Annotated in this window: 16 protein-coding genes; 5 read left to right on the top strand and 11 right to left on the bottom strand. The window is 59.9% G+C overall.

Going from position 1 to position 22708, the window contains the following annotated elements:
• Positions 1 to 166 precede the first annotated feature (166 nt).
• The 6 genes from H8B15_RS05510 to H8B15_RS05485 all read right to left on the bottom strand — a co-directional run bounded on the left by H8B15_RS05510 (position 167) and on the right by H8B15_RS05485 (position 9966).
• Positions 167 to 1342: a glycoside hydrolase family 130 protein gene (locus H8B15_RS05510; RefSeq protein ID WP_187318670.1), complete on the bottom strand. Its 1176-nt coding sequence runs from the start codon at positions 1340 to 1342 to the stop codon at positions 167 to 169.
• A gap of 204 nt (positions 1343 to 1546) precedes the next feature.
• On the bottom strand, positions 1547 to 2614 hold the full coding sequence (locus tag H8B15_RS05505) for a LamG domain-containing protein (RefSeq protein WP_187318669.1): 1068 nt from the start codon (positions 2612 to 2614) through the stop codon (positions 1547 to 1549).
• A gap of 42 nt (positions 2615 to 2656) precedes the next feature.
• Positions 2657 to 4153, bottom strand: a complete 1497-nt coding sequence (locus H8B15_RS05500; protein WP_187318668.1) for a RagB/SusD family nutrient uptake outer membrane protein — start codon at positions 4151 to 4153, stop codon at positions 2657 to 2659.
• A 210-nt stretch (positions 4154 to 4363) separates the two neighbouring features.
• A complete protein-coding gene (locus H8B15_RS05495) occupies positions 4364 to 7810 on the bottom strand; it encodes a TonB-dependent receptor (protein ID WP_187318667.1) in 3447 nt (1148 codons plus the stop codon).
• Positions 7811 to 7933: 123 nt separating this feature from the next.
• Entirely contained in the window at positions 7934 to 9046 is a 1113-nt protein-coding gene (locus tag H8B15_RS05490; protein ID WP_187318666.1) for a FecR family protein, read from the bottom strand.
• 332 nt (positions 9047 to 9378) lie between these two features.
• Complete coding sequence (locus H8B15_RS05485) at positions 9379 to 9966, bottom strand: RNA polymerase sigma factor (RefSeq protein ID WP_187318665.1); 588 nt, start codon at positions 9964 to 9966, stop codon at positions 9379 to 9381.
• A 317-nt stretch (positions 9967 to 10283) separates the two neighbouring features.
• On the opposite strand from H8B15_RS05485, the gene H8B15_RS05480 reads away from it, so the two are divergent.
• The gene (locus H8B15_RS05480; RefSeq protein WP_187318664.1) at positions 10284 to 11264 is read left to right on the top strand and encodes a Gfo/Idh/MocA family protein; all 981 of its coding nucleotides are present in this window, start codon (positions 10284 to 10286) and stop codon (positions 11262 to 11264) included.
• A gap of 273 nt (positions 11265 to 11537) precedes the next feature.
• Here H8B15_RS05480 and H8B15_RS05475 read toward each other — a convergent pair whose 3' ends face one another.
• The 3 genes from H8B15_RS05475 to H8B15_RS05465 form a co-directional block, all read right to left on the bottom strand.
• Entirely contained in the window at positions 11538 to 12737 is a 1200-nt protein-coding gene (locus tag H8B15_RS05475) for a glutathionylspermidine synthase family protein (protein ID WP_246455323.1), read from the bottom strand.
• Positions 12738 to 12767: 30 nt separating this feature from the next.
• A complete protein-coding gene (locus H8B15_RS05470; protein ID WP_187318663.1) occupies positions 12768 to 13475 on the bottom strand; it encodes a Cj0371 family chemotaxis-regulating polar lipoprotein in 708 nt (235 codons plus the stop codon).
• A gap of 78 nt (positions 13476 to 13553) precedes the next feature.
• On the bottom strand, positions 13554 to 15665 hold the full coding sequence (locus tag H8B15_RS05465) for a sigma 54-interacting transcriptional regulator (protein ID WP_187318662.1): 2112 nt from the start codon (positions 15663 to 15665) through the stop codon (positions 13554 to 13556).
• A 249-nt stretch (positions 15666 to 15914) separates the two neighbouring features.
• On the opposite strand from H8B15_RS05465, the gene H8B15_RS05460 reads away from it, so the two are divergent.
• The 3 genes from H8B15_RS05460 to H8B15_RS05450 all read left to right on the top strand — a co-directional run bounded on the left by H8B15_RS05460 (position 15915) and on the right by H8B15_RS05450 (position 19011).
• Positions 15915 to 17267 (top strand): TolC family protein, encoded by a 1353-nt coding sequence (locus H8B15_RS05460; RefSeq protein ID WP_187318661.1) that lies wholly within the window; start codon positions 15915 to 15917, stop codon positions 17265 to 17267.
• A 127-nt stretch (positions 17268 to 17394) separates the two neighbouring features.
• Positions 17395 to 17838: a universal stress protein gene (locus H8B15_RS05455; protein WP_187318660.1), complete on the top strand. Its 444-nt coding sequence runs from the start codon at positions 17395 to 17397 to the stop codon at positions 17836 to 17838.
• 90 nt (positions 17839 to 17928) lie between these two features.
• Entirely contained in the window at positions 17929 to 19011 is a 1083-nt protein-coding gene (locus H8B15_RS05450) for an HlyD family secretion protein (RefSeq protein WP_187318659.1), read from the top strand.
• A 116-nt stretch (positions 19012 to 19127) separates the two neighbouring features.
• Here H8B15_RS05450 and H8B15_RS05445 read toward each other — a convergent pair whose 3' ends face one another.
• The gene (locus tag H8B15_RS05445; RefSeq protein ID WP_187318658.1) at positions 19128 to 19502 is read right to left on the bottom strand and encodes a four helix bundle protein; all 375 of its coding nucleotides are present in this window, start codon (positions 19500 to 19502) and stop codon (positions 19128 to 19130) included.
• An 85-nt stretch (positions 19503 to 19587) separates the two neighbouring features.
• On the opposite strand from H8B15_RS05445, the gene H8B15_RS05440 reads away from it, so the two are divergent.
• A complete protein-coding gene (locus tag H8B15_RS05440; protein WP_187318657.1) occupies positions 19588 to 21159 on the top strand; it encodes a DHA2 family efflux MFS transporter permease subunit in 1572 nt (523 codons plus the stop codon).
• 188 nt (positions 21160 to 21347) lie between these two features.
• Here the strand turns inward: H8B15_RS05440 and H8B15_RS05435 are convergent, their stop codons facing one another.
• A complete protein-coding gene (locus tag H8B15_RS05435; RefSeq protein WP_187318656.1) occupies positions 21348 to 22382 on the bottom strand; it encodes a hypothetical protein in 1035 nt (344 codons plus the stop codon).
• Positions 22383 to 22708: the final 326 nt, after the last annotated feature.

Below are 22708 nucleotides of genomic sequence, written 5' to 3'. Positions count from 1 at the left end.
CAGTTGTCAGGGCAAGGTATTGGTGAGGAAGTTAGGTTTATTCTGACAACTCACAACTATGCGAAGTAGAGACACAACATTTTGTGTCTCGTCGTTGAACGACCAGCGTCGAGTAGGCTTAACAACATCAGCAACAACGAGACACAAAATGTTGTGTCTCTACATTTTACTCCACCGGCCGAGTGGCTACCGCAATTTTCGAGTCGGCGGTGCCGTAGTAGAGGTACCAGGTGTTGCGCAGGCGGGCCAGGCCTTCTAAAAATACCACCTGGTTTACCTGGCCGGTGGTTTCGTAGGGCTTCTCGGGGCGCATAAAATAGGTGTTGGTGCGGAGCAGCAGCTTGGTGGGGTCATTTTTGTCGAACAGGGCCTGGGCGGCGGTGTAGGTGCCTTCGGGTAGGGATTTGTCGCCGATGGCGGGAATGTTGCGGCTGTTGTAAATCAGCAGGATGCCCTGGTCGGTGAGCATGGCGGGCGGGCCGGATTCTACCAGGTCGCTGTCGAACTTACCCTCGCGGGTAGGCAGTACAATCTTCAGGTTGGGTAGGGTTTGGGCCTGGGCGCGCAGGGGCACGGGCGGCTTTTCGCCGGGCGCCATCTCAATGGGCGTCCAGTGAATGAGGTCGTCGGAAGTGGCCGCCCAGATTTGCGCATCGCCCCAATACATCCAGTACTTGCCGTTGATTTTGGTAGCCACAATGCGCCCATCGGGCTCGTAGCGCGACACAATTGCCCCCGATTTGCTCCATTTGGGCACGTACTCGTCGTTTTTGGCCCCAGTGAAGGCGTTGCCGTACTTGGTCCAGTGTACCAGGTCAGGGGAGGAGGCCACGTGCAGGCGGGCCTTGTCGCCGTCGTAAGCGGTGTAGGTCATGAAGTACATGCCGTTGGCGTCTTCCACCACGCGCGGGTCCTCGGTGCCACCGGGCCACTCGTATTTTTTCTGCGCGTCGTTGTCGGGGTAGAATACCGGCTCCCGGCGCCGTGTGAAGTGGATGCCGTCGGTGCTGAAAGCCAGCCCGATGCGCGAAGCTTTGCTCACGGCGCCTTTCGCTATATTCTCGGCCCGGTACAGCATATAAATGGTATCGTGGCGCACCACCACAGCGGGGTTGAACACGTCTTTTTCTTCCCACTGCACCTTCTGCATCAGAATTGGGTCGGTGAATACACCTACCGGGCTCGGCCCCATGATGGGGTTGGCGCTATCCACCTTCGTGAAGTTGAGCATGCTCCACTCCTTGGGCTTGGCGGGGGTAGTAGGCGTATCGGCTTTATCGGCGGAGTTGCAGCTGGTGAGGGCAGCCAGGAGGAAGGCGAGAGGGTAGGGGCGGAATGTCATGCGGCGTGGTGTATGGTTGGGGTAGAGTCTTGATCGAATAGCGGCTATCCAGCCCGTCATGCTGAGCTTGTCGAAGCATCTCGCGTGCTGATGCTAGATACTATTTTTCGTTAGCACGCGAGATGCTTCGACAAGCTCAGCATGACGGTGTTTCGTCAGCACGCGAGATTTCTCCTTGCAGTCGAAATGACGGTCTAATCTGGTTCACAGCGTATTCTCAATCGTATAAATAGAGGTTACCTCCGCATCCGTCAGGGCGCGGTTATAGAAGCGGATGTCGTCTATTTGACCCTTGAAAAAGGCTGGCCCATAGTACTCGAAGTAGCCGGGGTCCTGGCCGGCGGTGGGGGTGCGGTTGTAGGCTTCTTTGGGTAGCTGCTGCCCAATGGCCAGGTTCACGGGCTCAGGAATGGTCTTCATGGGCCCCTGCACATTGGTCCAGGTTTTCACCAGCTTGCCGTCGAGGTAGAATTTCAGAGTGCCGTCTACGTAGCTGGTTACCACGTGCGTCCAGGTATTCACGGCCACGATGCCTGATTCGGCATCCCGGTCGAAAATACCGGTGGTCGTGGTGGCCGTCAGGAAGGGCTTGCCGGCGCCTTGCAGCTGAAATTTGAAGCCGTTCCAGCGATTCATCGACAACAAATAGTTGGCGTCGTTGGAGTCGAAGCGCTTGCACCACAGGCTGATGGTCATGGCCGGCGGGTTGAACGCTGCCGCATAGGGCACCTCAATGTAGGCGCCGTTGGTGAACTCGTAGGCTTGGTTGGCGCGGTTGAAACGGTCGGCTACCAGCTTGGGGAGGGTAGCGCCGTCGCCGGGCGCGGTGCCGGGGCCAGTGGGGCCGGTTTTGGGGGTGCCGTTGTGGCCGTTGGCAGTGGCGTCGTTGGCGTTGCCCTCAAACTTCCACTGCGCCACCAGGTTCGCCACCGACACATCCTCAATCAGATTACTCCGGAAAGCTGCCACCGCCCGGCGCAGGTTGGCCGTGGCGTTGTCGATTTGCAGCTGGCTGTACTGGCCGTTGCCGCGGGTGCTAATGGCCAGGTCCAGGGCGGTTTTCAGCGGAGCTTTGGAGCCGGTGGCGTAGTTGCCGGGCTTGTTGCCTTCGGCGGCGGCGTTGTAACCCACCGTCACGGAGTCAATCAGCGCGGCCAGGCGGGTAGTATCGGCGGCCACTTGGGGCGTGTCGTCGTCGGAATCGGAGCAGGCCGACAGCACCGCGGCACCTAGCAGCCAGGGTAGGAGCAGGAAAAGAAAGTGCCTTTTCATAATCAAGTGATACAAAGAGGGTAGGAAAAGATGGCAGTGCGACTACAAGCCCAGGTTGCGGTTGGTGTCCCGCTCGCTCTGCGGAATGGGGTAGAACTGGTTGCGGGCGTAGTTGAAGTTGGGCCGATCAGCCAACGCCTGCCGCGCATAAGCCTCGCCGTAGCGGATAATATCGAAGAAGCGGTGAAACTCCAGCGCCAGCTCCGAGCGCCGCTCCCGCCGAATCAGCTCCCGCAGCTGGCCCTGGTCGGTGGTGGTGATGTCGGGCAGCAGGCCCGCGGGTACGGTGCCCGCGTTGGGTAGGGACGAGTCGTAGAGGTAGCTCTCGCGGGCACGCTTGCGCACCTGGTTGAGGGCGGCCAGCGCCCCGGCGCCGTTGCCCGCTTCGTTCAGGGCCTCGGCCTGCATCAGCAGCACATCGGCGTAGCGCAGGGCCTGGTAGTTGAGGCCGCCGTCACCTTTGATGGTAGCCGGAACCTCGGAAAGTGGCTGCAAGTGCTTTTTCGACACGTAGCCGGTAGAGGTCCAGCTAGGGTCAAACGCCACCCCAAAAAACGGCTGCCCGGCCCTACCCAGCGTGTAGTCCAGGCGCGGGTCGACCACCCCGCCCGAGGTCCGCTCGAAGTTGTCGACCAAACTCTGGGTAGGCAGGAAAAAGCCGTAGCCGTTTTGCGGGCGCGGGGCAAACCACTGGTTGAGGCCGCTCCCCTGGTTGGGGCTGAGGCCGGTGGTGTGCTGCACCGAAAAAATGATTTCTGAGTTGTTGTCGGTGGCGGCCCGGAAGTTATCGGCAAACACGAGTTGCAGCTTGTAGCCTAGCGCCCCCACGGCTTGAGCCGTTTGGGCGGCTTGAGCCCATTTTTTCTCGAACAAGTAGGTTTTGGTGAGCAGGGCCAGCGCTGCGCCCTTAGTGGCGCGGCCCACGTCGTTGCCGGTCCAGGAGGTGGGTAGGGCATCGGCGGCGGCCTGGCAGTCGGCCTCAATCTGGGCGTAGATCTGCGCCTGCGGCACGGCCGGGCTTTGCAGCTCCTCGGGCGTTTCCACCTTCACGCGCAGCGGAATAGCGCCGTAGAGGTTGGTCAGCTCGAAGTAGTAATAGGCCCGCAGAAACAGCGCCTGCCCCCGCGCCTGCTGGCGCACGGCGGCGCTGATGCTGGTGTTGCTCTCGGGCAAGCCATCCAACACCACGTTGCACTTAAACACGCCGTCGTAGTCGCGGCGCCACTGGGCTTCCACGGCCGCGTTGATGGGCGTGATGTTGAACTGGTCGATGTTCTCGAAGTCGGCCTGGTCGCCGGGGTTGCTGCCCTTCACGGCGTCGTCGGAGGCCACGTCGCCCAGCACCCAAATCGTGTTGGAGCCCCCGTCGCGGAACGACAGCGGCACGTAGGCGGCATTCACCGCTAGGATGGCGTTGGTGTCGGAGGTGAAAAACTGTCCGGCCTCGTACTGCCCCAGCACCGGCTGGTCCAGGAAGTTGTCGCACCCGGCGGTGGTAAGGAGAATGAACGTGCTTAGTATGATGTAGTTGCGTTTCATAGGGCAGGGTAGTTTTACGTTGAAAAGCAGACGGCGCGGGCGGTGGACCTTACCCCCCGGCCCCCTCTCCTCGGGGAGAGGGGGAGCCTTTACCGGAGTTGTTTATTGATGTTTTTCGTTGGACGAGCGCTATTATCTTAATCGCTCGGCTCCCCCTCTCCCCGAGGAGAGGGGGCCGGGGGGTGAGGTCCACCGCCCGCGCCAACACTTCTAAAACCCCGCGTTAATCCCCACCGTGAAGGTGCGGGCGGAAGGGTAGGTGCCGAAGTCGATGCCGGTGGCGCGCACGCCGTCGCCGAGGGAGTTGCTGTTGGTGCCCTGCTCGGGGTCGAGGCCGGTGTACTTTGTGAAAGTCAGCAGGTTCTGCGCGCTCACGTAGAGCCGCACCGACGATACTTTCAGCGGCGAGAGCAGCTTGTCACCGAAGGTGTAGCCCAGCTGAATGTTCTTGAGGCGTAGGTAGGAGCCGTCTTCCAGGAAGCGCGTGGAGGGCTGCTTGTTGTTGGAAGCCCCTACCCACGACAGGCGCGGAAACTCATTGGTGCTGCCGGGGCCGGTCCAGTAGTTGGTGGCCGCCCGCTCCGTCAGGTTGAAGGCCCGGTAGAAGCCTTCTATGTCGGTGTTTACCTGGTTGTAGAGCTTGTTGCCGTGCACGCCCTGGAAAAACAAACTCAGGTCGAGGCTCTTGTAGCGGAGGTTGCCGGTGAGGCCGTAAGTGAGCTTGGGAATGGGGCTACCCACGAAGGTGCGGTCATTGCCGTCAATCACGCCGTCGGGCACGCCGTTGGGGCCGCTGATGTCCTTGAACTTCACGTCGCCGGGCTGGATGCCGGGGCCCTGGTAGGCGTGCGTAAACACCTCCTCGGCCGTCTGAAAAATGCCATCAGCCTGCAACAAATAGAACGAGCCGATGGGGTGGCCCACCTGCGTGAGCGTAGCAAAGTAGTTGTTGTCGATGCGGCCGCCCACGATGGGCGGGGCGCCGCCCAGGGTCCGTACCTCGTTTTGCAGGGTGGCCAGGTTGCCGCTCAGGTTGTAGCTCCAGTCCTTGCCGATGGTGTTGCGGTACAGCAGTTCCAGCTCGAAGCCCTGGTTGCGGATTTTGCCGGCATTCACGGCCGGGTTGCCGCCGTTGCCGGCGCTGCTGGGCTGGGGCAGAAAGAGCAGCACGTTGGAGGTGTTCTTCACGAAGTAGTCCAGCGTCAATTGCAAGGCGCCCTGCAACAGCCCAATGTCCAGGCCCACGTCGGTTTGGGTGCTGGTTTCCCAGCGCAGGTTGGGGTTGCCCTTGCTCACCACGCTCAGCCCCTGCGTAGAAACCCCGCCGAAGGGGTAGTAGAAGTTGCCACCCACCAGTGAGGCATAGGGGTAGTTGCCGATAGACGAGTTACCCAGCTGCCCCACGCTGGCGCGCAGCTTCAGGAGCGACAACGCCGATACATCACGCAGAAAGCTTTCCTGAGCCAAATTCCAGCCCAAGGAGCCCGAGAAGAAATTCTCGGCCCGCCTGCCCGGCAGGAACTGCGAGGAACCGTCGCGGCGGAAATTGAAGCTGGCCAGGTAGCGGCTGTTGTAGTCGTAGCTCACGCGGGCAAAGCCCGAGAACAGGGCCGAGTGGGCCTCGCCGCCGCCGTTCTGCTGCACGCCCGTGCCGTTGTCGAGGTATTGGAAGGTAGGCGACTGGTCCACGTAGCCGCGGCGCGAGGCCGAAATGGCCGTCACGTTGTTTTTGATGGCCTCCGTACCCAGCAAAATGCTGAAGGTGCTCTGGCCCACTGGCAGGTCGTACACGGCAGTATTGGTCCAGTTGTAGTTGAACTCCTTGGTGTTGGACTGCGCCAGTTGCGCTGGCGAGTTGAACGACCGGTCGATTCCGAACGTGCGGAAAAACTGCTTGTAGTCGGTAATCAGAAACGTGATGCCGTAGTCGGAGCGGATGCGCAGGCCCTTCACGGGCGTCAGCTCCAGGTAGGCATTGCCTAGCGCCGAGTAGCGGTTGAAGTTGCGGTCCGTGGCGTCGGCCAGGGCCATGGGGTTGATGCCGTCGCCCAGAAAAGCCGTGGCCTGGGAGCCATCAGGGAGGGTAGGCAGGTCCACAAACTGGCCCTGCGCGTTGCGCACCGGCGTGCCCGGCGTGCGGAACAAGGCAAAGCGCACGATACTAGCGCCGGGGTTGCCGTCGCCGAATCCGTCGCCGGAGGTGCCTACCTGCCGGGTTTTGTTGTAGGAAAGGTTGGCGTTGGTGCCAATCTTCACAAACCGCGACAGCGTGGTGTTCACCGCCGTGCGCAGGTTGTAGCGGTCAAACGCCGAGTTGTCAATCAAGCCATCCTGCTTCAAATAGCTGCCCGACACGATGTACTGCGAGTTTTCGGTGCCGCCGCTCACATCGAGCTGGGCGTTGTACTGCCTGGCGGGCTTCAGCACCTCCTTCAGCCAGTTCACGTTAGGTAAGGTAGCCGCCACGTCGGCCGGAATTTGCGCGCGGCCGTCGTTCTGCGCCGCCACGTTGTAGGCCGCCACGTACTGGCTGGTGTTGGCCATATCAATCAGGTTAGAAGCCGTTTGCACGCCCGCGTATGCGCTGGCCGTAAGGCGCGGCTTGCCCGATTTGCCCCGCTTGGTGGTAATAATCACCACGCCATTAGAGGCCCGCGCCCCGTAGATGGCCGCCGACGAAGCATCTTTCAGAATGTTGATGCTTTCGATATCATTAGGCGAAATCTGGTTGATGCCGGTCTTGGTGGGCACCCCGTCGATGATATAGAGCGGGTCGTTGTCGTTGATGGTGCCTACCCCCCGGATGCGCACGGCAATGTTTTCGCCGGGTGCACCGGTGGCCTGCGTGATGGCCACGCCGGCCGCTTTGCCCTGTAAAATCTGGGCGGGCCCGGTCACCGGTAGGCCGTTAATGTCGGCCTGATTCACCTGCGACACGGCGCCCGTGAGATCGGCCTTGCGCTGGGTGGTGTAGCCGATGACCACCACATCATCCAACGACTTCACATCGGTTTGCAGCACCACATTCACCTGCGTACGTCCCTGTAAGGTAACTTCTTGCGATATGAAGCCGATGGCCGAAAGCACCAGCGTACCCGAAGCGTCAGGGAGGCTCAGGGTGAAGTTGCCGTTGGCATCGGTGGTGGTGCCATTGGTGGTGCCCTTCACTACCACCGTCACACCGGGTAGGCCCTGGCCATCGGCCTGCGTTACGCGACCCGTGATGGTGGTTTCCAGGGGTACTGGGCGGGCGTTGCGGGCCTCCAGGGTAGGGGGAGGCACCGCGCCCGTGGCTGCGGCCTTGCTGATGACCACCTGCTTTTGCAGAATCTCAAAATCGAGGTGCAGCGGGGCGAGTAGTTGTTGCAGCACGTCGGGGAGGGGCTGCTCGTGGGCTCGTAGCGTCACGCGCTGCTGCGGGTCAATCAGGCGCGGGCTATACACAAACTTCACGTCGGCCTGCTGCCCAATCAGGTGCAGGGCCGTTTTCAGAGCCTGGTTGCTGACTTGCACGCTGATGCGCCGGCTAGCGGGGTCCTGGCGGGTAGGGGGCGCCGCCGCGGCTTGGCTGGCACCCAGAGCTATTACAAGCATCGTCAGCCACAAGAGCTGCGCAACGCCTCGCCGCCAAATCGGATAACGTAGGAGTGGAAGCATAGGATAGGGAGTTGGATGTAGGACAGAGAAGCAGTAGGCACTACCCTGCGATAGGGTAGGAAACTGTGGGTATAGCGAAGCCGAAATCGTTTGCAGGCGAACGGCTGAAAAAGCGAAGCGGTGTTATTGGCAACCTAGTCCCGTCACCACAATCTGGGCGTCCTGCACCTCATAGCGGGCGCGCACGGCTTTGCAGATCAGGCGGAGCTTTTCAAACAGAGGCTCGTCGGTGAAGGAAGCCGTGAGCGGGCAGTTGCCCAGCGCGGCCTTGTCGTATTCAATCGACACGCCGTAAGCTTCTTCCAGCTGCGCAAACACTTCACGGATAGGGGTTTCCTCATACTCAAACACGGCCGCCGCGCCACCCGCCAAGGCAGGTCGCGCCAGAAAGGTGCGCGTGAACTGGTGGTTGGCGAGGCCGTAAGTGGCCTGCTGATTGGGCGTCAGCACCAGGCCTTCCAATTGCGGTGTGCTCAATTGCTGCCGGGCTTGCTCTCCACCCTGCGGATACACCGAGACGCGCCCGGTTTTCACCGTCACCACCACGCGGGGCGATTTAGCCGCTGCCTGTACCTCGAAGCTGGTGCCTAGCACCTTAGTTACCAGAGCGCTGGTGTTCACAAAGAAGGGCTTCTGCGGGTCTTTCGCCACCTCAAAGAAGGCACTCCCCTCCAGATACACCGGGCGGGTAGGCCCCGCAAAACGCGCCGGAAATGCCAGCCGGCTGTGCGGCCGCAGTAGCACGGAGCTACCATCGGGCAGCGACACCAACCGGGTACTTGTCGTAGGATTATCGATGTCGCGCAGGGTGCCAACATCGCGCCGGGCCTGAGCCAGCAGCGCCCGGTAGTCAGGCACGGAAGTGGGCTGCTGCAACTGCCACAGCTGCCCAATACCCAGCAGGAACAACAACACGCTGGCCGCCGCTACCCACTGCCAGGTAGGAACCAGCCACTGGTGATGCGCGCCCAGTGCAGGCGTTTCTGCTGTTTCTATCTCGGCAAAAATGCGCTGCCGCAACGCCATCTTCTCCGCCGACGACAGCCGGGCCTGAGGCAACTGGTGCAGCCCCAGCACCAATTGGCGCGCTGCTTCCACCTCGTCGCGCCGAAACGCGAATGTAGAGAGCCACTGCTGCCAGAACGCCTCCGTCTCCGCATCGGGCCGCAGCACCCACCGCACGAAGAACTCGTCCTGGGCAAACTCCTCGGCGCAAAAGTGTGGGTAGTCGGGCATGGGGTAGGCACCGCGCCAGCAGGTAGGCGGCGGATATGTAGAAGAGGGGCTATTATGGATTTACTACTACGCGGGCAGGAAATATTTTTTTGAAAGTTTGTGATATTGCTCTTAGCCAAGCGTTTGCGAGTCGCCTGCCGGTCAGACGCCGTAGGCGTCCGACCGGTTGCCGTTGCTGACTGCCGCACCGTCTGCTAATGTTGGCACCGCATAAACAAGTGCGCTTGCCACGTCCGCCGGCCGTTCGTGCAACGTCTGCACGCGGCAACCGGTCGGACGCCGTAGGCGTCCGACCGGTTGCCGCGTGCAGACGAGTCGTGCGTAAGGTCTGATCACCCCAGCAGCCACAGCAGCACGCTCACCAGCAACGACTGCCGCAGCTTTCTGAGCGCCCGCGACAACAGATTGGCCACAGTTTGCTCGCTGAGTTGCAGCATGGTCGCAATTTCCCGAATCTTGAAGTTGCTGAAGTACTTTAGGTTGATAATCTCCTTTTCCCTACCCGACAGCTGCGCCAACGACAACCGCAGTCGCACGCCCCGCTGGTGCTCCTCCTCAGTATCAACCAACGACTGCTCGATGGACGGCGTGTAGACCTCAGCCTGTTGCTCCTTGGGTAGGCGGGTGCTGCTGGCTACCCGTAGCAGCTCGTTTTTGAGGCTGCGGTAGAGGTAAAACTTCACCGTTGTCATGTCACCCAGATATTCGCGCCGTGCCCACAGATGCACAAATACGGTTTGGATAGCATCTTTTACTACTTCGGCATCGTGGGCCAGGTGGTGGCCGTAGGCAAAAAGCTGCTGCGCGTACCGGTCAAATAAGGACCCAAGCGCCGCCTGCTGCCCCGCCCGAAACGCCTGCCACAATGCTAGGTCGTCGTCGTGGCGCTGCTCGTGGTGCGAAGGCGGTGGGGTGTACATAGTGTGAATGCAGTCAGGGACTTACTTCACATTGGCGAAGTATATAAAGCTAACGGAATAGTTGACAGGAAAGGTTGCGGTGGCTGTCGGCTGGCAAAACGCCTTAACCAGGGTTGCGTGGCGCGAGCGGCTTATCGTTCTGATGACGTGAGTCAATACCTGACTTTTATCGTACTACTGCGTATTTGGAGCGGCAAAACGACGAGCAGCTGGCCGGGCCCGGTCGCACTACTTTTCAGACCGCTAACTGTTTTCGTACTACATTCCGGTCTTACTATGCTCCCGTAGCCACCGGGCGCCCCTACCACCTGCTACCCATGAAAACATTCAATTGGGGCATCATCGGCCCTGGCAAAATTGCCCACAAATTTGCTCAAGACGTAGCCCTGGTACCGGGTGCCCGCCTGCATGCCGTGGCCTCGCGCACGTTGGAGAAAGCTCAGCAGTTTGCCGCGCAATACGGTGCGCCGCACGCTTTCGGTAGCTACGAAGAACTGGTGCAATTGCCCGATCTGGATGCCGTGTACGTGGCCACGCCGCACTCCGAGCACCACGCGCACACGCTGCTGTGCCTGCGGGCCGGCGTAGCGGTGCTCTGCGAAAAAGCCTTTGCCCGCAACGCCGCCGAGGTAGCCGAGATGGTGGCGGTGGCCCGCGAGAAGCAGGTGTTTCTGATGGAAGCCCTCTGGACGCGCTTCATGCCCGCCACCCACAAAGCGCTGGCGCTGGTAGAGGCCGGCACCATCGGCCGCCCCGTGCACATGGTAGCTGATTTTGGTTTTGCGGCTGACTACAACCCCACCAGCCGTCTGTTCGACCCAGGGCTGGCGGGTGGCTCGCTGCTGGATATTGGCATCTACCCGGTGTTCTTCAGCAAGTTTTTTCTCGGCGAGCCTACCCAGGTGAAAGCCGTGGGCATCCTCACCGAAACCGGCGTCGACCTGACGTGTAGCATGGCGCTGGCCTACCCTGGCGGGGCCACTTCCAGCCTCTACTCCACCCTGGCCGCCACCACCGATACCACCTGCACCCTCTACGGTACCGAGGGCAAGCTGCACCTGCACCACAAGTTTCATCATGCTCAGCGTATTACGCTGCACCGCACCGGCGAGGAGCCGCAGGACTTCCACTTCGAGGAACCTGGCTACGGTTACCATTACGAAGCCCAGCACGTGCAGGAGTGCCTGGCGCAGGGCCTCACGGAAAGCCCGCTGCTACCACTTGTATTCAGCGAAAAGCTGATCGGAACCCTCGACGACATCCGACAGCAGCTAGGCGTGCACTACCCCGGCGAGTAGCAAAAGGGTTCTGACTACGTGATTCAGAGCCTTTTTTGCACTAAGTAGCGCAGCTGTAGAAAGTTATTTGCGTTGATCAGTGAACGGTGTAGAGACGCATATTTGCGTCTCGTCGTTGAATGATTTCGTGCACACGGTGCGGATGATGAGACACATCCTTGCGTCTCGTCGTTGAACAACTCGTGTCAGCGCCGTTCTAGCAAACAACATCAGCAACGACGAGACGCAAATATGCGTCTCTACACCCGTTCACCGACCAATGCAAACTGCTTTTTACAGCAACACGTGCGGCACAAACTCGGAGAGGTTGGTCATGAAGCCTGTGTCGCGGCGGTAGCCGATGGCGCAGCCCTGGCCGGCCCAGAATACGCCCGCTTGGTAGTAGCGGCCCTGGGTGTCCTGGGGTAGGGTGGCGTAGCGTTGGTATACCTGGGGCTGTTGGGCGAAGTCGCCCTCTACAGTCTGGCCCAACTGGCCGGCGTGTAGCTCCGTCACGTTCTGCCCTTCGCGGCCAAACACGGGCTTGCGCACGCTGTGGCCAGGTAGTTCATCAAACGAAGCTTCTAGCAGCAACGGGTGGTGCGGAAACTCCTGCCACAACCAGGCCAGCATGGCCTTGCTCTGGAAAAGCAGCGAATAGGCCGGATTAGCCACCACCACATCCCGCGACTGCATAAGTTGGGTGAGGTCGGTGGTCAGCTCCGGTTCTTCTTCGGCCAGAATCTCCCAGGGCACCAGCTTAAACACGAAGTCAAACTTCTGCCACTGGCCGGGCTCCACCTCGGCCCAGGCGCCGCGGTCGGCCCCGGCTACGGAAACCGTCATGGCATCGGCTTCGCAGAGGTGCGTCAGCTCGAAGCCAGCGGCCAGGGCGGCTTCGGCTAGTACGGCGCAGTTGGTGGCGTCTTCCTCGCTGCCCGGCAAGTATACCAGCAGCAGGGTAGGGGCCAGGTCGTCGTTCAGCTCCAGCCAGTGCGTGAATTGGGCCTGCAACCCCTCAAACAAGCCATTGGCTTGGCGGTCTTCCTCGTTGAGGCCGGCCGCTACCAGGCTGGCCCACTGCACCACGGCGGCTTCGGGGAGGCTGGTGGCCGTGTCGGCGTTGAACTCAAGAAGCTTGGGGCCATCAGGCGTTTGGGCCAGGTCGAAGCGGCCGTAGAGGTGCCAATGGCGGTCATCGGCCCAAGAGTGGCGCACGGCGCCCCAGAGTACCTCCGGAATAGCCAGGCGGCGCAGAAAATCGTCAGGAAGGTCGTCGGGCACGGCCTGCACCAGCATGTCGTAGAGCGTGTCGGTGGCTTCCAACAGGGCATCGGCCTGCTCCTCGGGAAGCTGCACGGCTTCTTGCGCCACATAGTGCTGGCACACGTCTTCCATGGCCCAGTCCCAGCCTAGGCGGTGCAGGGTAGGGGCAATGTTACCGGTGAGGGGTAGGAGCTGAATGGCGGGCATAGAGCGGGTAATGAAAAGCAAATGTGCCTGAAAAACGGCTGGCTGCCGGGCCTACCCGCCAAACCCACGACCACCGTAGCCGCGGCTACCAAAGCCGGAGCGCCGGCCCGCAGGGGCGCTCGTGCGCACGTTGCTGCGCCCACTATAGCCCGTGGAGCGCACCACGCTGGTGCTGGGCCGAATGCCATTATTGCCCGCAGCAGTGCGCGTACCACTGAAGCCTCGCCCAAAAAAGCTACGGCCCTGGTCACGCTCCTGCGCTACCTGGCTGCGCCAGCCCTGGTTCTGACGTAGCAGCCCAGGGTTGGCGTAGGCGGCGGGCTGCGGTGTGAGAAAGCGCCCGGCCATGTAGCCCAGGCTGCTCCACATCAGAATATTCATGAGGCCACCACCGCCGCTGCTCACCGTCTGGTTTTCGGGGTGTTGCTGGCTGTATTGGCGCATCTGCTGTTGCAGAGCCTGGCCTTGTAGGGTGTCTACTTTGCCGTCGAAGTGTTTCAGAATAGCCGCCACTTCTTCTTTGCCAGCTGGGCGCTCGGCGGTAATCTGCCACTTGTCGGGCTGCACCTCCGTTAGCTCCGTGATAACGCCCTGGGAGTAGGAGTCGGCAGCATTGTCCCAGCTGCCGGCTTCGGTGGTAGTCGATGCCTGATCGGAGTTGCCGGAGCAGGCGGGTAGGGCCACGCCTAGGCTAGCCGCCGCGGCGGCCAGCAACAGGTTGCGGCGCCAGTCGCCCAGAGGAAAGTAGGGTTTGTGCATGCGTCTTGTGGCTAGATCAAGTGGAATGGTGCCGTTCTTCTACGGATAATCAGCGAAACGGGTATGCGGTGAAGTGTCCTACCCTACCCCTACTGTACGCCGGATGCCCAGCTTCTTCATGCGGGCTTCCAGGGTTTTGGGGTTGATGTCGAGGAGCACGGCCGCGCCGCTGGGGCCACTCACGCGCCCGCCGGTGTGGTGCAGCGCCGCCAAGATGTGGTCGCGCTCCTGGTCCTTCAGGGTTTTGAGGGGTTGATTGCCCGTGAGGGGTAGGGTAGGCATTTCGGACGCGGCCGGGTGCAGGGCCGCCGCAAAGCCCCCAAAATCCAGAAACGGCCCATTGGACACAATCACGGCCTGCTCTACCACGTGCTCCAGCTCGCGCACGTTGCCGGGCCAGGGGTAGGCCTGTAAGGCGCGCAAGTCCTGCTCGCGCAGGCTGCGCACGGGCTTGCCCATTTGCTTGGTGAAGCGCTCCAGGAAGTGGCGCATCAGGGGCTCAATGTCCTCGGGCCGCTCGCGCAGGGCGGGCAGGCGCACCGGAAATACGTTGAGGCGGTAATACAAATCGGCGCGGAAGCGGCCGGCGGCTACCTCGTCTTCCAGCACACGATTGGTGGCGGCAATTACGCGCACATCGGCCTTCAGCACGCGCTGCCCGCCCAGGCGCTCAAATTCCTTTTCCTGCAACACACGCAGCAGTTTGGCTTGCAGATCGAGGGGCAGTTCGCCTACTTCATCCAAGAAAATACTACCCCCATCGGCCACCTCAAACTTGCCAATGCGCCGGTCGATGGCCCCCGTAAAGGCGCCTTTCTCGTGTCCAAATAGCTCACTTTCAATCAGCTGGGCGGGTAGGGCGGCGCAGTTCACCTTCACCAAAGCCCGCGCCCGGCGCGGGCTCTGCTGATGCACGGCGCGAGCCACCAGCTCCTTGCCGGTACCGGTTTCGCCGGTTACCAGCACGGTAGAGTCGGTGGGGGCTACCTGCATGATGCGCTGGAAAACGCCCTGCATGGCCTCGCTGCCGCCCACAAAATCGGCGAAGCGGGCGGCGGCGGTGGTGTTAATCTCGTCGATGAGGTAGGTGCGCTCCCGCTCCAATTGGGCGCGCAGGTGCTCAATCTGCTCGAAGGCAAACACGTTTTGGATGGCCAGCGTGAGCTGGGGCACCAATAGCAGCATCAGGTGCAGGTCTGCTTCCGCGAAGGGCGTTTCATCCTGTTTGTTGGAGAGAATGATGGTGGCGCTCTGGTCTTCTCGAATCCAGAGTGGTACGCATAGAAGGGCGCGGGTGCCGCGCTGCTCCCAGATGTGGCGCATAAGCGGGTAGCGCGCCGCCAACGCCTGAAACTCGGCCCCGGCATACACACCCGGCTTGAAAAACAACGGCGCAATCTGCTGTTGCAGTTGGGCATAGTCGGGGAGGTGGTTCCAGCGGGTAGGATCAGTGGGCGCGAACGTGCCGTCGGGCTGCCGCATAAACTCGGCAAACACTTGAATCGGGCCATCAGCTTCCTGCACGCGCACACCAAAGTAGGTGCAGGGTACCACCCGGTCTATTTCAGTGGCAATGCGCTGAAACAGCTCCCCGCGCTCCTTAATGGTCAGCAGGGCATTGGTAAGGGCCAGCTGCATACCTTTCTCCTGCTCTCGCCGCGCCACGTCCTCAAAGGCCAGCGTGTTGTTTACGGCCACTGCTACCAGGCTGCCAATCTTTTCGAGCAGGGAAATATCCTCGGGTGAGAAGGTAGGGCGGCGCCGCGCCACCAACGACAGTAGCCCAATGAGCCGCCCACCGGTGCGCAACGGCACCACCGTGAAGTAGCGCAGGCCCTTTTTGAGCATCTGGGCCAGCGGCTCGTAGTTGTTGTAGCGCGGCAGCAGCTCCGTAAGGTCGTATTGCCGAAGCTGGGTAGCACTGCCCACAAACTCTGAAATAGGCGAGCCCGTAATAGACTTGCGGAAGTTCGCCATGGGGGGTAGCGTCTCGCCCAGGTAGTCACGCAAAAACACGCGCCGGTACTGCTGCTCGTTGTCGAGGGTGATGATGGTGATGGCGTCGAACGGAAAAATCAGCCGTAGCTTTTCCGTGACGGTCTGAAACAGCGCTTCCTTGTTGCGGGTAGTCGCAATGGCGTCGTTGAGGTAGAGTAGCAGCGACTCGTCCTGACTGTTGGGCTGGGGCATATTGGAGGGGTAGTGGCCGAAGCAACAACAAAAGGTAGCACAATTATTCCTGAAATATGAGGAGATAAAAATCAGGTATTCCTAATATATCAGGAAAATAAACAGGTTGGCACAGTAGGTTTATCTGAGTTATTCTGCGTAAAAAGCCCCTTAGTAAGGCGTTAAGAGGCTTTTTGGGTGATGTAAGGAGCAATAGCGGTAGCTGGCACATCTTTCGGATAGGGGGCAGCATTCATACGCTGTTTTCTTATGCATCTCCGACCAACCTTTGCTGCACCGCTACTCACAACCCTGGGGTTGCTGGTAGGTAGCGCCGCCTACGCGCAGGTACCTATATCTACGGCCACCGCTGGCGATTCGCTGTCGTTGGAAACCACCATCCGCTCGGTGCTGGATGCCAACCCATCCATTAATGCCTTGCAGGAGGAAGTGAACCAGGCCCAGAGCCGCTTGGCCCAGCAGCGCACCTACCTTAAGCCGGTAGTGACCGGTACGGCCAGCTACACTCGCATCGACCCGCAGGTGAAGCTGAACCTGACCCCCGAGCAGGCACCGTTTCAGCTGGCGCCCAACAACAACTACGATACCCACGTGGCCGCGCAGTATACGCTGCTGGACTTTGGGCGGGCCAATGCGGCCATTGAAGTAGCCCGCAGCCGCACCCTCACCGCAGCCGACAACATTGACGTGACCCGCCGCGACTTGGCCTACGCCGCCGCACAGAGCTACTATAGTATCCTGTTTGCCCGCGAGGCTATTCGGGTGCAGGATGCGCAGATTGCCTCCTTGCAGCAGCACGAGCGCGAGATGCAGCGCCGGGTAGAGGGCGGTGTAAGCACGCAATTTGACGTGACCACTACCCAGGTGCGCATTGCCCAGGCTCAGGACAAGAAAATCGACCTGCAAAACCAGCTCCGCAACCAGGAGGTGCAGTTGGCTCGCCTACTGCACAAGTCTGAATCGGCGGTGGTGCCGGTGCGGGGCCGCTTCGAGTACAACCCGGAGGCCGTGAACGTGCAAGCGGCCCTGGAAGCCGGCGCTGCCAACCGCCCCGAGGTGAAGCTGGCCAGAGACAACGAAGCCACCGCTGCCGCGCAGCTGCGAGTAGCCGAGGTAGGCAACAAGCCCCAGCTGAACGTGCTGGCCCAGGCCGGCGGCAAAAACGGCTACATCGTGCCCAACCTGAACCGCTTCCGCTTCAACACGGTGGCCGGTGCCCAGCTTTCCATTCCGATCTACGACGGCGGCCGCAACAAAACGCAGCGTGCTGAAGCGCAGTCGGCCATTAAAGGAGCGCAGGCCCGCACTCAGGACACGCAGGAGCAAGTGCGTGCCGATGTGCTGCAAGCCGTGAACAACATGCAGGCCAGCACCGCCCGCTACGACAACTCGCAGGTGCAGATTGGACAGGCCACCGACGCCCTCACCCGCGCTAAGGCCCGCTACCGCTACGGGGTAGGCAACAACCTCGACGTGCTGGACGCCGAAACGCAACTGGCTCAGTCGCGCCTCTCCCGCCTGCAAGCCATCTACAACTATACCATTGGCCAGTACCAGCTCCGCCGCGCCACCGGCGAGCAGATCTGGGAAGCGGCGAAATAGTGAGATGGTGAAATGGTGAGTTTGATATTCTACTGTTGCTATTCGCGCATTGCACGCAAGCCGAACGTCAAACTCACCATTTCACCATCTCACTATTTCACTACTCACCACCTCACCATTTCACCAGATGACCCTCACCACTGTTTTGTGTCCGCTTGATTTCTCGGTTGCTTCGGCGCCGCTGGTGCGGTACGCCACAACGCTGGCGGCGGCCACCGGTGCCGAGCTGCGGTTGCTGCACGTGCTGGAGGCCCAGCCGGAGTTGCCCGTAGCCGGGCTGTCGCGCCCGCTGGATCTGGATATTGCCTTGCAGCTGGCCAACTACCGGCTAGAGGCGGAGCAGGAGGGCGTAGCAGTTACCACGGCCATTGTGCAAGGGGAGGCGGCCACAGAAATTGTGGCCGAGGCCCAGCGCCACCCCGCCGACCTGATCCTGATTGGGGCGCACGGTCGCACCGGCCTCACGCGCTTCCTGATGGGTAGCACCGCCGAGGCCGTGGTACGCACCGCACCTTGTGCCACACTTCTCGTAAAAACCTGTCAGGCTGATGAATACCGTCAGTCGGCATAACCAACATGGCCCGTGTAGGGTTGACAATACGCTTCGCGCCACGGCCTTTTCTTTCGTATTCAAGTACTTCATTCTAAGCTCCCTTTTCTAATGGCAACTTCTGTTCAACAAGACGCCGCCGTAGTAACGCCTACCGACGCGCAGCCGGAAAGCAGCTCGCGTCGCCCGATTATCTTTATTATTCTGGCGCTGGTGCTGCTGGTGGGAGGCTACTTCGGTTACCAGCGCTACCAGTTTGGCCAGGCCCACGAAGAAACCGACGACGCCCAGGTAGAGGGCGACGTGTACCCCGTGATTCCGCGCGTGGGTGGCCCCGTACTCGACGTGAAAATTGACGACAACCAGGTAGTGAAAAAAGGCGACGTGGTCGTAACCATCGACCCCTCTGACTACCAGCAGCGCGTGAATGCTGCCGAGGCAGCCCTGGCCGCTGCCCAAGCCAACGTCATAGCTGCCCGCACCTCCATTGGTACGGCGCAGGCCAACGTGAAAGCCGCGCAGGCTACCATCGGCGTAAGCTCGGCCAACCGTGCCCGCCTCGAAAAAGACCTCAAGCGCAGCACCTTCCTGCGCAAAGAAGACATCATCCCGCAGAGCGACTACGACGCCGTGCAGGCCAACCTGCAAGCCACCACCGCCCAGCGCGCTACGGCCGAGCAGCAGGTAGCCGTGGCCCGGCAGCAAGTGGCCTCGGCCGAGCAGCAGGTAGCTGTGGCGCAAGCCGTAGTAAAGCAGCGCCAAGCCGACCTCGACAACGCCAAACTGCAACTCAGCTACACCACCATTACGGCCCCGGCCAATGGGGTAGTGAGCCGCAAGAACGTGCAGCCTGGCCAAGTGGTAGCGCCCGGTCAGCAGTTGTTTGGCCTGGTAGCCAGCGACCGTACCTGGGTGGTGGCCAACTTCAAGGAAACCCAGCTGGAAGACATGAAAGTGGGCCAGAAGGTGAATATTGAAGTAGACGCCTACCCCAACGAGGAGTTCGAAGGCCACGTGGAGTCGCTCTCGGCCGCTACCGGCGCCCGCTTCGCCCTGCTCCCCCCCGATAACTCGACCGGCAACTTTGTGAAGGTAACGCAGCGCGTGCCCGTCAAAATCGCCCTCGACAAAGTAGACCCCGAACACCCCCTGCGCGCCGGCATGAGCGTGACGGCTACCGTAGCGGTGAAATAGTGAGATGGTGAAATGGTGAGTTTGATGTTCTGCTGGCGCTACCGGCGCAATTTGCGCAAGTCGCGCAGCTAAAACATCAAACTCACCATTTCACCATCTCATTATTTCACCACTTATTAGCGCTTTGCCTTTTTGCGGGCGGTGGCTAAGACGGCTAGGATTTCGATGTATTCCTGCTGTAGGCTGTTTAGTCTTGCTTTTGGTAGAATGCCTGCATCACCTAAAAGCTCTAGCCAAAATAGAGTTTCGTCGGCTTCCTCCACGCAGATGCAAAGCTTCGCATACCACTCAGCTGGCGACCTACCCCGGCAAGCAGCTCGAAAATTAGCTGCTACAGAAGTGGCAGCCCGCAGAAGTTGCTTTCCTAAAATGGCTGCTTCACCAGTTTTAGGCAATTGCTGAAATAATCGAATGACCCGGAGAGAAGCTTCTTTCGTTCGCAGACGGTACGTTTCATTAAACGGACTGGTAGCTATTGCCTCTTCTTCCATAATTATCAAGGGTGAACATCATAAGGTGACTTATTGCCAGTAAGAGCAAGAAACTCACCATTTCACCATTTCACTATTTCACCTCATGGAAACCGGATTTACCAAGTGGATCATCGTCATTACGGTGGTGATGTGCTGCTTGCTGGAGCTGATTGATACCAGCATCGTGAACGTGGCCCTGACCCAGATGATGGGCAACCTCTCGGCCACGCAACAGGAGGTCAGCTGGGTGGTGGCGAGCTACGCCATTGCCAACGTGATTGTGATTCCGATGACCGGCTTTCTGGCCGAGCAGTTCGGACGCAAAAACTACTACCTCGCCTCTGTGGTGCTCTTCACCCTGGCCTCTATGGCCTGCGGCCAGAGCACCGATATTTGGGAGCTGGTGGCCTTCCGCTTCATCCAGGGGGTAGGCGGCGGTGCCCTGATGGCTACCTCGCAGGCCATTCTGGTCGATACCTTCCCGCCCGAGGAGTTGGCCCTGGGCCAAGCGCTGTTCGGCATGGGTGTAATCATTGGCCCTACCATCGGCCCTACCCTCGGCGGCTTTATCGTGGATAACTACGACTGGCCCTGGATTTTCTACGTGAACGTGCCCGTGGGCATTCTGGCCAGCATCTTCACGCTGCTGTTCATTCGCGACCCCGAGCGCATCAAAAATGCTATTCCGCGGCCGCTAAGCCAAATCGACTGGGCGGGTATTTTCCTGCTGATTATGGGCGTGGGTGCGTTGCAGCTGGTGCTGGAGCAAGGCGAACGGGAAGAGTGGTTTGAGACGCCCTACATTGTGGTAGGCACCGTGCTGGCCATCATCGGCCTGGTAGGGTTTGTGGTGCGCGAGATGACGGCCAAGCAGCCCATTGTGGATCTGCGCGTGCTCACCAAGAGCCGCAACCTGTCTATCGGCGCGTTTTTGTCGTTTGTGCTGGGCTTTGGCTTGTTCGCCTCAGTGTTCGTGTTCCCGATTTTCTGCCAGCGCATCCTGGGCTTTTCGGCCGAGCAAACGGGCTATATTCTCCTCCCCGGCGCTGTAGTATCGGGTATGATGATGCCCGTGATGGGTAAGATGATTCAGAAGGGCATTTCGCAGAAGTTTATTCTGCCGGTGGGCTTCATCATCTTCTTTATCTTCTCCTACTGGATGAGTGTGCGCCTGACGCCCACTGCCGGCGAAGGCGACTTTTTCTGGCCGCTCATCCTGCGTGGTTTTGGCCTGAGCATGCTGTTCCTACCCATCACCACCATGTCGCTGGCCGGGCTGAGTGGTAAAGATGCAGGCCAGGCAGCTGGTCTCACAGGTATGATTCGCCAATTGGGCGGCTCGTTTGGGGTAGCGCTGGTAGGTACGTACCTGGAGCGCGCCATCTTCCAGAACCGCAACGCGTTGCTGCCTAACATCTCCCTCTACAACCCCGAAACCGTTTCGCGGCTCAACGCTTTCATCGCCAACTTCCGCGCCAAGGGCGCCGACCTGGTACAGGCCCAGCAAATGGCCTACGCCGCCCTCGAAGGCACCCTGATGAAGCAAACCTCCATCATCACCTACTCCGAAATCTTCCTGATGATTGGGGGCTTCTTCCTCATCTGCGTGCCGCTGGTAATATTCATCAAGCGCGCCAAACCCGGCGAGAAAGTGGATTTGAACGCCGCGCACTAGGTGGTGAAATTGTGAGTTTGTGAAGTTGTGAGTTTGTGAAATAAAAAAGTGTGTCATCCTGAGCGCAGCGAAGGACCTTCTCACGAGAGAACGACAATCGTAAAAACGACTTGTCCTACTGTCATAAGGTCCTTCGCTGCGCTCAGGATGACACACTTTTTTATTTCACAACTTCACAAACTCACCATTTACTGGTACTGAATATACAGCGGCTTGGGATTTAGTTCGGCTAGCACTTCTTTGGGCGTCATCATGTGGTGCGGGGCGGGGCGGGGGTCGTACTCGTAGAAGAGTTTGAAGCCGGTGTACTGCACGGGCTGCTTCTGGATGTAGGCTTTATAAGAATCCTTTTTCAGGATGGGGTTTCCCCAGCCATCCATGTGCATCACCACCTGCACGTGCGGGTCGAGCTTGATGTTCTGGTAGTTCGTGACCATACCCTGCGTGAAGCGGTGCACCATCAGAATCTTAGGCGGCAGCTTGTTTTCGCGCACGATGCGCGTGAGAAATTTGATGGCGTAGTTCACGTCCTTGGCATCGTAGGTGCCGATTTTCTTACCCGGCCGCACGCCCTTGGTGGCCATGGCAAACTCCGGGTCGATGCCCAGGTGCACGGTGGGGTCTTTGAGGTAGGGCTCTAGCTTGGGCAGCTCGTGCTCCAGGTCGCTGAGGCCCACCTGCACGTCCAGAAACAGAATGGCGTTCTTTTCCTTGGCCCAGCGCATAGTTTCCTCGATGGTGGCTTTGGAGTTCATCAGGCGGTACTTGCCGTCTTTGCCGGCCGCGCCCTGTGCCGTAATGGTCACGCTGTGCAGGGCTGGTAGCACGGGTAGGGTTGTGTCGGCGGCCTGCCACTCTTTCAGTACCCCATCAAACTTGCGGAACATCTGCTCCTTAGGCTCGCGGCCCAAAATGCCCATGCCCTTTGCTCGGATGTTGCCATAGAAGGCCACAATGCGGTGCCCCGGCAAGATGGCGCCCGGTAGCTGCCCGTTCACGCGGGCCACAGAATCGGCCCAGAGCGAGTCGCGGCGCATGGCTTCCAGCTTCAGCTGTACCGAGTCGACGGGCGGTGGGGTAGAAGCTACCTGCTCCACGCTGGCCGTGGAGGCGGCATCAGGGTTGGCGCGTTCCTGGCGGGAGCCGCAGCTAGTCGAGGCAAGTAGTAAGCCAGAGCTAACAAAGAACGCAGGTGAAATTAAGCGAGATACGAATGCAGGCACAGCGAGTAATTAGGCAAAATGATAAGGCTACGGACCATAAAGCTAGGAAGTTCGGCAACAAAAAAATCTATTGATCAAGGAATAAGGCTATATAGCTTTGTTAAGTGACTGAGGATGTTGCTGTGGCGGTCCGGCTACGGATGAGCTAAGCCATGCGTCCTGCAAGAAGCAGACCGGCTGGTATAAAGAAGCCCTTAGACCGGTGCAGGTGTAGGAGGGTAGGAGTGGTGAAATGGTGAAATGGTGAGTTAAAAAAACGTGTGTCATCCTGAGCTTGCGAAGACCCTTCTTACGAGAGAACGAGTCGTTGTTACGACAGTCGTTCA

This window comes from Hymenobacter citatus, assembly GCF_014333615.1.
GTDB classification, from domain to species: domain Bacteria; phylum Bacteroidota; class Bacteroidia; order Cytophagales; family Hymenobacteraceae; genus Hymenobacter; species Hymenobacter citatus.
This window is presented reverse-complemented; position numbering and strand designations above follow the sequence as displayed.